The organism is Paenibacillus sp. P4_A7, assembly GCF_056402455.1.
The window spans coordinates 1-10180 of the sequence record NZ_JBFUHJ010000176.1 but is presented as its reverse complement, the minus strand read 5'-3'; the positions used below and the strand labels follow the sequence as shown (position 1 = coordinate 10180).

The 10180-nt window shown below is 41.3% G+C and carries 10 protein-coding genes; 1 reads left to right on the top strand and 9 read right to left on the bottom strand.

Annotated features, from left to right (window positions below; translation table 11 throughout):
• The 8 genes from AC1DWN_RS19285 to AC1DWN_RS19250 form a co-directional block, all read right to left on the bottom strand.
• On the bottom strand, positions 1 to 1136 hold a 1136-nt coding region (locus AC1DWN_RS19285; RefSeq protein WP_477560524.1), incomplete at its 3' end, for an aminotransferase class III-fold pyridoxal phosphate-dependent enzyme.
• Positions 1137 to 1390: 254 nt separating this feature from the next.
• Entirely contained in the window at positions 1391 to 2245 is an 855-nt protein-coding gene (locus AC1DWN_RS19280; RefSeq protein WP_477560525.1) for an EcsC family protein, read from the bottom strand.
• 374 nt (positions 2246 to 2619) lie between these two features.
• Positions 2620 to 3369: a DUF7832 domain-containing protein gene (locus AC1DWN_RS19275; RefSeq protein WP_477560523.1), complete on the bottom strand. Its 750-nt coding sequence runs from the start codon at positions 3367 to 3369 to the stop codon at positions 2620 to 2622.
• Between the two features lie 76 nt (positions 3370 to 3445).
• Positions 3446 to 4735, bottom strand: a complete 1290-nt coding sequence (locus AC1DWN_RS19270) for an SMI1/KNR4 family protein (protein ID WP_477560522.1) — start codon at positions 4733 to 4735, stop codon at positions 3446 to 3448.
• Positions 4736 to 5348: 613 nt separating this feature from the next.
• Complete coding sequence (locus AC1DWN_RS19265; RefSeq protein WP_477560521.1) at positions 5349 to 5873, bottom strand: VOC family protein; 525 nt, start codon at positions 5871 to 5873, stop codon at positions 5349 to 5351.
• 51 nt (positions 5874 to 5924) lie between these two features.
• Positions 5925 to 6551 (bottom strand): type 1 glutamine amidotransferase family protein, encoded by a 627-nt coding sequence (locus tag AC1DWN_RS19260; protein ID WP_477560520.1) that lies wholly within the window; start codon positions 6549 to 6551, stop codon positions 5925 to 5927.
• Positions 6552 to 6664: 113 nt separating this feature from the next.
• Positions 6665 to 7627, bottom strand: a complete 963-nt coding sequence (locus AC1DWN_RS19255) for a helix-turn-helix transcriptional regulator (RefSeq protein WP_477560519.1) — start codon at positions 7625 to 7627, stop codon at positions 6665 to 6667.
• 207 nt (positions 7628 to 7834) lie between these two features.
• Positions 7835 to 8284 carry a VOC family protein gene (locus AC1DWN_RS19250; RefSeq protein WP_477560518.1) on the bottom strand — a complete coding sequence of 150 codons (450 nt, stop codon included), beginning with the start codon at positions 8282 to 8284 and terminating at the stop codon, positions 7835 to 7837.
• 121 nt (positions 8285 to 8405) lie between these two features.
• Between AC1DWN_RS19250 and AC1DWN_RS19245 the strand changes: the two genes are divergently transcribed.
• Complete coding sequence (locus AC1DWN_RS19245) at positions 8406 to 9344, top strand: helix-turn-helix transcriptional regulator (protein WP_477560517.1); 939 nt, start codon at positions 8406 to 8408, stop codon at positions 9342 to 9344.
• Between the two features lie 123 nt (positions 9345 to 9467).
• Here the strand turns inward: AC1DWN_RS19245 and AC1DWN_RS19240 are convergent.
• Positions 9468 to 10180, bottom strand: a 713-nt coding sequence (locus tag AC1DWN_RS19240) for a MetQ/NlpA family ABC transporter substrate-binding protein (RefSeq protein WP_477560516.1), incomplete at its 5' end; no start/stop codon positions are given.

The following is a 10180-nucleotide window of genomic DNA, read 5'->3' as shown; positions in this document are numbered from 1 at the left end:
GTAATTACGCGGGAAGCTGGATACTGCCCTCCAGGAAATCCTTTTCCTACGACCACAAAGTCAGGATTCAAGCCATATTCCCTAAACAGATACATACCGGGATACCACATACAGGATTGAATCTCATCGCACATCACTGGGGTATTGTTAGCATGACAAAGCTCGTATGCTTGTTTTAAATATTGCTCTTCAAGTTTGATGCCTCCATAGTTCATCATAATAATTTCATGAAGGAATCCAGCTACCTTATATGGAGGTTTATTATATTGTTCGAATTTCGCCTTAAAGTCCTCGATGTCGTTAAGTCTTACCGGACAAGCTTTCAAAATCCCCGCATTACTCATCTTTTCATACATATCAGGCCACAAGTCACGCAGAGTCTGGGCAATAACAGTCGTTCCATGATAGTTCGCTTTTGCCCCCCCATCATTGTCGGCCATGACTAAAAAGACGGGAATCCTATCCATAAATTCGGGTTCCGGGAACGTATGGTCAAGCTTGTAAAACCTCGCAAGCATCATTTTAATAGCAGCTTCACAGGCTAATGTTCCCGTTTCCAAGTTGATCACACGGTTGAGGACATGGGGCTCCTGGTTAACCAATATGTTTTCCAACGCGTCGGTTTCCTCTAGACCTAAACCGTTCACTGTTCGAATAAGCTCCCTTTCCAGCAAACGTGTAATATATCCCCGTGTGTTGTTATGTGTTGCATTGGTAATACCGAGTCGTCTAGCATTATCAATCAGTTGGTAACCGGGGAAATTATGCCCCAGAGGTGTATGGTAATGCTCGCTTTTGGCCGCAAGATAAAGCTTCCCATCCTCCCCTAATCTTAGATAACCTAGTCCCCCAAGAGGGCTAGCTTTCAAATTGGCTGCCGCTCTAAAAGCATTCGTCGGCGCGCCCGGAATCGAATGTTTTATTTCAGGAACAACCTGTGTTCCCACCTTCGTTAACAAACCATCCATTTTTGTTACATACGCCTCGGGCATGAACTCAATTTCTTCATTCGCTATTTTCTCCACTTCCGAGACATTCAGATCAGAAAGAAAAGCGGCTCCAGCCATTGTTGATTCCATATATTCTTTGCCTAATAGCTGAAACAATGAGCTCTTCACTGATTTCATTCTTTTCATCTCACTTTCCTCAACAAGCGTTAACTTGTTTTTAGTTTTCTTTTATGTTTCGTTTAACTTATGTTTTAATAGTATTATATTTCTTATTGTTTCTTTTGGCAATAAATTATTTCGAAATCTTTGGGGAAAATAATAGGTACGGCAGCCGGATCTCGATAATAATCCAAACAAAAGATCGCCCTCCAACATGCCGAGATGGCACAGTAGAGGGCGATCGCTTTTTTAATCATTCTCATTTGTTCGTATGCTGTTCCCTATTCTCCTAAAGCTTCTAACTTTTGTATCGCTCTTCTTTTACGATATAGCATTTTGGCGGCTTCTGCCACATCGTTCAGTATTCCCTTATTAATGAGGGCACCGAAGAGCATTCCTGCTACTGGTATAAGTTGAAACAGTTTCTTCCAACCAAAATTATCGCGATAGACAGCAACAACCTCCTGCCATCCCTGTAGTTGGGATATCATCTGCTGCTTGTGATTCTCACTGCCGTAAGCGCCGAGTTCCTCAAGGATTGCTTTTTTACCAACAATATCAGAAGAAGCGAACTGCATGACTTTGACTGCAAATATACGTTCTTCCTTCAGCTTCGGATCGTAGCCGTAACTGATTGCGATTTCTTGAATAATTTTTAACGAAAGGCCTAATATTGCCGGAATATCAACTGCTAGAGTGAGAAAGCCGCCGAAACCTGTCGTTGCGCCTTGGATGGCGGCTATAGAGGAACGACTCGCCGACAGCTGATCTGATGTCTTATTCATGACCGCTATTGGCAAAAGGGAGCATTTATCCAGGGTTAGCGGTTCAGCCGGTCCGACTGATTCGACACCACTAGAGTCAGATTGAAATGAGGCTATTGCATTTTTTTGAACATGCTCCAGCACACCTTTCTCCGAAACCAGATATCGCCCCCCATTCTGAACATATCCACCGATCTCATCGACCGCTTGCCCAATCTTCTTCTGAATAAATTTGGGTGTAAGTTTATCAAGCAGCATAAAGGGAAGTCTACCAAGCTTTTCCCAGAACCATAAATCCTTCTGATCCCGTTCCCATGCTTCGACTTCCTGTAATTCCGTTTCAAGTTGCTGCCTCGTATCTGTTGATTTCATCATTTTGCCTCCTCGTAATTCTCTGTTATACGTCTTGCACAGAGCTTTGGGTGCATTTGGCATATTCTGTAATGGAGTGAAAAGGCGATCTCCCTCGGGGGAGTACCTATTAATGAGTTTTCACAAAATATTTGACATGCATTCCCAGGGAATAGAGGACTTATAACAATGAAATAATTACAGCAAAGATTTATCACGAAACAGGGACGGAATTATCTTCCCTCCCCGCTTCTTCCTTAACTAATCTATGTATATCCGCAATGATGAAATTCATAAAGAGACGCGAAATGCTCAATCCCTTCAGACTTGAATATCTATGATTCGCAAGCTGCAGCGATTCTGCATGTCTGGTTGCCCATCACTGCGTTGATAGATCATTTACTTTTTAAACTAGCCGCGGTTTCCGATTTTTTGCGACGTTTCCAGTCTCGGTAACGCTCCGTAATCATCGGCTCGATTATGTGATAGTTTTCAATTGAATCTTCTACATGGTAGATCGTCGGCAAGCCGGCCGCCAATACGTTCGTGAAATCAACAGCCGTATATATGTCGTTTTGGATATCGAGATATTCGCGAGCAAACGCATCTGCTTCATCCGACAATTCGTTCGAGCTCAACACGCCATCCCAGTTTGTACGATAAAATTGAGCGCCTGTCATTTCGTTCCTTTTGACAAGCTCGATTTCCGATGCATCGTCCTTGCGGCTTCGTTTGCCGACCAGATCATTTATGACCACCCAGGCTATGAACATGCCCGTCGGAACATAGGCTTGGATGTAATCCAGTTCTTGCGGAAAGTCGCCTTCGTAGTGCCATTTCGCTTTGTCGTACACGTATATTTCTTTTTCCGCGATCTGAAATAAGACATCTCTCGGCTCTTCCACAAAACCTTTATTTTCCAGTTCATCAGCCAGTTCCTTCAGCCGATCGATTGCTTCCTGCTTGACGGGATATGACTCGTATGTCGGGTTCATCGTCTTCTTGTCGGGATATAGTCTGCCTTTAATGACATTAAGGATACAAATCTCTGTTGCTTCCGTAATAGTTAAATGCCGATAATCTTTAAAAGTCTTTCCCTGTTTGGTCAATACCATCTCTATCTTGTCCACCATGTCACCTCTCATATTGCGAAAAATTCTCCTACTTGCAAAATGCGGGTTGTAGATACCCCACAATCCCTATTATAGGTTCCCATGGAGCTTAAGCAAGCCGTTCCAGCGCATCACGGACGGCTTGCTTTTCTTTTTTAAGCACAGCTGTGCCCAACGCCTGCTCTAGCAAGCTGCGGACCTGCTGTGCGTCCACATGACTAATGAACAGCACGTAATCCTCCGGCAGGCTGGATAACGCCGAAATGACAATCTGACGCTGTACATCCTTGGCACTGAGCCAATGCACGATGTCGGATACTGAAGGCCGTGAATGGACATACAACGTATCCCAGCCGCCATAAGGAAAAGACACCTTGTCCTCCATCCACTCCAGCACCCTGCGGCTGCCAAAAGGCTGGAGCAGTGAATTCGCTTCATAACCACTCAGCTTATTCTGTTTCGTAGACGCATCCAACGTTTCCAAGACCAGTTTAAGCCCTTCACCTTCCGGCAGACAGCGTGCAGAAAGATAAGCACGAAGAGAGTGGCTAACTTTAACCGCTGGAGCTTCCGACCACAATGAGCGCACAAAATCAGATGCTTCCTCCTTAAGAATATCACCTGCACAGCGTATTAAAGCATCTATATTATCGGGATCTTGCTCTGCCCTGGCTCGCTTCAACCAGGCTTGCAGCACTGCCTCCCCATCATAGCGGGCAAAGGCTTCTGCCACCTCCTTGTCCAACCTGTTCATCTCTGTATAGGTGATGAGCAGCGGAAGCTCCTCCTGGGCCTGTTCCAGTGTAAGCGTTAGGTATTGGTGCAGCCATGCCTTCCAGCGTCTGCTATACCCGCTCTCCGGATCCAGGCCGAATTCACCGCAAAAATACGGATACTGCCATTCCTCCGCTCCGACGCAACCCAGTTCTGTAATTCGGTCTACAAAAGCCGTCATGGATGGCGCAAGGATCCGGAATTCTGCCGTCTCATGTGCCCAATGCACAACGGAAGTTCCGGACGGACTGCCCAGGTCCAGCAGTAATTCATCCCCGTTTCCAGCCAGATGAAAGGTCAGATACTGCCGTTGTCCCTCCATTTCCTCATCGGCAAAATCGAAGAAACCCAACTGATCTGTACCCCAGCCTATTTCTCCGCTCACATCAAAAGGTTTAATCGTCCCACACGGTAAGCTCCAGTATACTAATACTTTGCCGGAGCCATCCTTCAGCAGTGAGCGGAAATCCTCCGGCAACCGCATTCCCAACCGGGTTTCAGCTTCAGCAATTCCCTCTTCTGGTGCAGGATGATCAATCGTAATAAAGGTTTTTGCCCCCTTCTGCTCCAGGGCCTGAACAAGCCACTGCCACTGCCGTTTCCATTTGTCCATTCTATGTTTCATCAGAGCTGCTGCCTCCCTGCATTGGAAATTTCGATTATGATTTCTATCCCTTCATATAACCACGGTAAATCAACTATTTCAAGCGGCTCCATTAACCAGACAGAGTTGCGGCGAAGCTTTTAGCAACACTATTCATTCAGCACTATCAATATTAAGCAAGCTTAATATTGACAAAATGGAAGGGGGGGGGCAACCTAAGGCCCAACAACAACGGATTTTTGAAGTTATAATGATCGCAATACTGCCGTCCGCTGCTATACCAACTCTAGCTGCGTGGAAGGATTCTGCAAGCATTTCAACCAAAGAAAAAAAAGCCCAAGCGGAATCTCCAACTTAAGCTTTTTCAATTTAAATAATGGGTAAATGTGGTGATATATCAATGCTTTTTCACTACCGACACATAGCACTCTACATGCCTTGTGGCGGTGATAATGATGCCGTATGAAGCTGGACTGATAGCCCCTTGGCGACACGGTATATTTTCGAAAGATTGCTTTTTCAACCTCAAAATTTTGAAGTTTCTATTTTCGCCAACTATTTGGCACCAGCATTTCTATTACATCATTTCAGCAAATTGTCACTTTTAGCACTTTTATTAAAACAGTTATTGCATTTATTCTCCACTAAAGCTTTTGGCCCATTCAGCAACCCTCCGACTACTTTCTTCTTCTGACAAATCCTCAATCCTAGTCATAATAGACCATCTTACTCCAAAAGGATCCAATATACTTCCGAATCGATCACCTGAAACAAAGCTTACAACCGGTTCCCTTACTTTTGCTCCTCTTGCTACCGCATTTTCAAGTACATGATCAACATTAATTACGTAAATTCCTAAAGAATAACACGCATTGTCTTCATCTGGCGGCAAGGCCAAGTTATATGCCGGATTCGCTGCTCCCAGCTGCAAAAAACCATTTCCAAAATCTAATTCCGCATGAGCAATTATAATATCCCCATTTCCATCAGGATATTCAGTAATATCCTTAACCCTTGCATTGAAAACAGTTTTATAGAACTCTATTGCTTCAGAAGGATTCTTCACTGTTATAAATGGGGTAATAGATGTACAGCCGTTGGGTGTTCCATTCTTTGTATATTTACCTGACACTCCCATATATTCTCTGCTTTCAGTCATTTTTACTCCTCCTTTAAATGATCATAACCTATCAATTTTATGCTTATACCTTCATTGGATTGTATTCATCAACTCATAGAAATACTTGGATTCATGAGTCTTATTAAGACTATACCAGGCATCTAATGTTTTTGAAGAAAACACACCCAGAGCTCTCAAGACGTGTACAGAAAATTCCAACGGAGCTATTCCAGATGCAGTGATCAGTTTTCCATCAGTTACAACAGACTCCATTTTGTAATACTTTTCGCCCGTGTAAGTGGGACAGATCATTTTAAGGTATTCCAGATCATTGCTTGTATGCGGGCGGGAATTCAGCAATCCTGTCTGGGCAAGTGCCATTGTAGCACCACAAATCGCTGCAACCAATATACCTTCCTTTAAACACCTCTGGGCGATTTTTAAGATGGGTTGGTGAATTGTTTCTGTCCATGTATCTCCACCTGGTAAAATCAATGTATCTGTGCTTTCAATGCTGCACTCATCCAGTTTGATGTCAGGCAGTATTTTCAACCCGCCCATTGTAGTTACAGGAGTCTTTTCAATTCCCACGGTAACTATTTTTGATGGGGCCAGCCCCTTTTTATAATATCTTCCCGAGTTCAGCTCGGCAGTTAAGTAACCTATTTCCCAATCTGCCATTGTGTCAAACACATAAAGATATACCGTATTATTCATTTGCAAGTTCTCCTTATTTTACAATTCATCAAGTGATACCAACCATCCATCGGTAATCAATGATTATCATCATTATAAAATAGCTTCACTGACATCTGCTGTCAGTGAAGCTATTAAAGTTGATAATATTCCATTAACTCCGACGCAACAGCAACAAGTTTTTCCTTCAAACTCTGTGGTTCGATTACTTGAATGGATTTCCCGTAGGATAGGAGAAAATAAGGGACATATATATGAATTGATTTTTCCTCAAGTAAAAAGATTGCTTGATTTGATGTCCGCTCTTTCAGATGATGCCCCAAAAACCAATGCAGGCATAAGTCATCGAGTGCCTCTGACCTGCCTCCGATAATTAAAGAAATTAACCCGTCCTTGCCCACCAAATCAGGTAACAGATTTTGCATAAAAAATTCACGGGCCGAAAAAGCTTCGGAACGCTTAAATATGATTTGTGTACGCTTGATTTGTTGAATCCGATCTGCCCGAAAGCTGCGCATCTCATTTCTTAGGTGGCAAAATGCAACAGTATACCATTTATTGTTCCAGTAAACCATTCCATAGGGGTCTATCACCCTATTCTTTGGTTGTTCTTCATGGCTTGTGCGATAATCAATTTCTACAGAGAATTCGTTTGCTACAGCCTGCTCCAATTCCGCCAATACCGGCTGAACAGTAGGGTTTCCCATGCGGTTTATAACTTCAAATCCGGCTAATTGACGGCTAAGAATACTTTCCTGCTCCTGATTCGAATACATTTTCAATTTTGATGTCGCATTGCCTAATGCCTCACTCAAAGGGTATCCGGCTTCTTTTGCAAAAACAGCAGCATGAAGGAGTGCCTTTTTTTCTTCAATATCAAATAGCAGAGGTGCACTGATAAAATTATTCAGCAAGCTATACCCGCCATTATGACCTGCGTCGGATATTATAGGCACTCCACTGGCACATAGTGCATCAATATACCGATAAACTGTCCTTATATTTATTTCTAACTTTTCGGATATTTGTTTTGCAGTCATTTTTACGCCCGAATTCAGCATCCATAGAATTGCCAGCATATTATCGTTTTTTGGCATAACATGAACCCTCATCTTTCATTAAACCTCAATATTTTATAAATATCTTTTTTTTCTTCTCAAGGATCGCACTAAATTATTCGCTTTGCGAATCGCCTGCATCCCTGCCTATCTTTAGCGGTACTGTCACATCTTTTTTCGTACCATCAATATTATACACTCCACATGTGTTGAGTAGACAGTGAGAACAAGCTATACGTGTGTTCTTTATTGTAATCTATCATCAAACATTAATTGAATTTGAATACCGAACGGGTCTTCAATAATACCATATGCTTTGCTAAATACATTATTTGATAAAGGAACAATGATTTTCACTCGATCATCTGTAATTAAGCTCTTATAAAAATGTTCAATTTCCGCTAAGTCAGCACTTTGAATGCAAAATGAAGTGTTATTACCAACTGTGTATGCTTCACTGGTATTCATTGTATCTTCTGCTATCATGACTTTTGTTTTTCCGATTGATAAGACAGAGTGAGAAATATAATTCTTATTCTCATCAGTAAGCTGAATGGAGTTGTCACGTTTTGCCAGGTCTTCATAAGTTACAAGTAACAATTCCTCTGCGTTAAAATGGTTCTTGTAAAAATTTATAGCTTCTTTTGCTCTTCCGTTCATGGATAAGAAAATAGCTATTTCTAGTGTTGTACTCATGGTATCATTCTCCTTTTATATAATCATCCTAGGTAGATATCTTATATTTGATATATGACCTTGAACTTATCATAATAGATAAAGGTATCAAAATATGACACCTTTATAAGGAGATATATTTATGAAGAAATTAGAAAGACTAAATGACATGACCAGATACTTAAACAGTCGAGAGTTCTTTAATTTAAATGACCTAATGGATAAATACAATATTTCAAAAAGTACGGCTCTACGTGATATTAGCTCATTAGAACAATTAGGTATGCCTATTTATTCGGAACATGGCAGACATGGACGATATGGTATCTTAAAAAATAGATTGTTATCCCCCATTATTTTTACTATAGATGAAGTGTATGCTCTGTACTTTGCCATGTTGACGTTAGAATCTTATCAATCAACACCATTTCATGTAAGTGTTAATCATCTAAATGAAAAGTTTGAAAACTGTCTTTCCAAAAAACAAATAAATCAGATTCACCAAATGAAAAAAGTCCTACAATTTGAAATCTATCAGCATCATAATGTCAGTCGTTTTTTAGATAAAATTCTAGAAAGCATTCTTAATGAGAGCAGCTGTAAGATTCAATATTTAAAAGATAATCAGGCAAAAAGTTACCATGTTCAATTTTTCAAAATATCCGCTAGGTTTGGTCAATGGTATGCTACTGGAATAGAGTTAAATACAAATAAATATAGAGTTTTCAGATGCGATAGAATAATCCGTATAGAAGAAGAGGAAATCAAATCTCACTTATCTATAGATGAACTCCTTAGTCGTTCATTAGAAATTTATCAATCTGAGAAGAGTATTGACTTTGAAGTAGAGATTTTAGAACAAGCCAAGGATATTTTTTATAAAGAACATTATCCTTCTATGAAATTAGAAAATGGTAATAAAACAGTCATTAAGGGATTCTATAATCTGGGAGAAGAAGAGTTTATAGCTAACTATTTAATGAGATATGGACATTATGTTATATCCGTGAAGCCTGGATCATTAAAACAAATGATCCAAGATAAAGTAGAGAATCTCTTAAATCACTATCAAAAATTATAAATCAGCATGTAGCTCGCGATACTGTAATCATATCCTAAGAAGCCAATCGAACGAATTAAGCAAATCGCTGAATAAAATAAGACCGTGCTGCATGAGCAGCACGGTCTTATTTTATTCGTTCCCTTATTTCGTCATCCATTCCGGTTTCGAGAAGCCTTGGAATTGCTCGTCCATCGTTTTCTCGAATGCCGCAGACTCAATAACTTCCTTCAGATCCTTGGCCATTTGGCTTTCAGCATCTTTAGTTCTAACAGCTACAACGTTACGGTAGTTTTCAGCCATGTTCTCAAGCTGCAAAGAACTTGTCAGGTCCATACCCGCTGCAAGGGCGAAGTTGCCCGCAACAACAGCTAGATCGGAGCTGTCCAGCGTCCGTGGAAGCTGGGCAGCCTCGAGCGACGTTATTTTAAGATTCTTAACATTAGTCTCGATATCCTTATCGGAAATCGTCGCTGGATCTGCATCCTTTTTGATTGTAACGAGCCCAATATCCTGAAGCAGCAGAAGCGAGCGTGCTAGGTTGGCAGGGTCATTCGCAATCGTAAGCGTACTTCCTTCTTTAATATCATCAATGGATTTAATTTTATTCGAGTAAAGGCCCATTGGCGCAGTTGGGACACTACTAACAGCGCTTAGTTCAAGCTTATTATCCTGAGAAAACTTGTTCAAATAAATAATGTGCTGGAATAGGTTGGCGTCGATCGATCCGTTATCAAGTGATTTGTTCGGCTGAACATAATCGTTGAACTCAACAATCTCGATCTTGTAGCCTTTCTCCTCCATCAGAGGCTTAATCGCTTTGCTCACCATGTCACTGTATGGACCAGCTGTTGCTC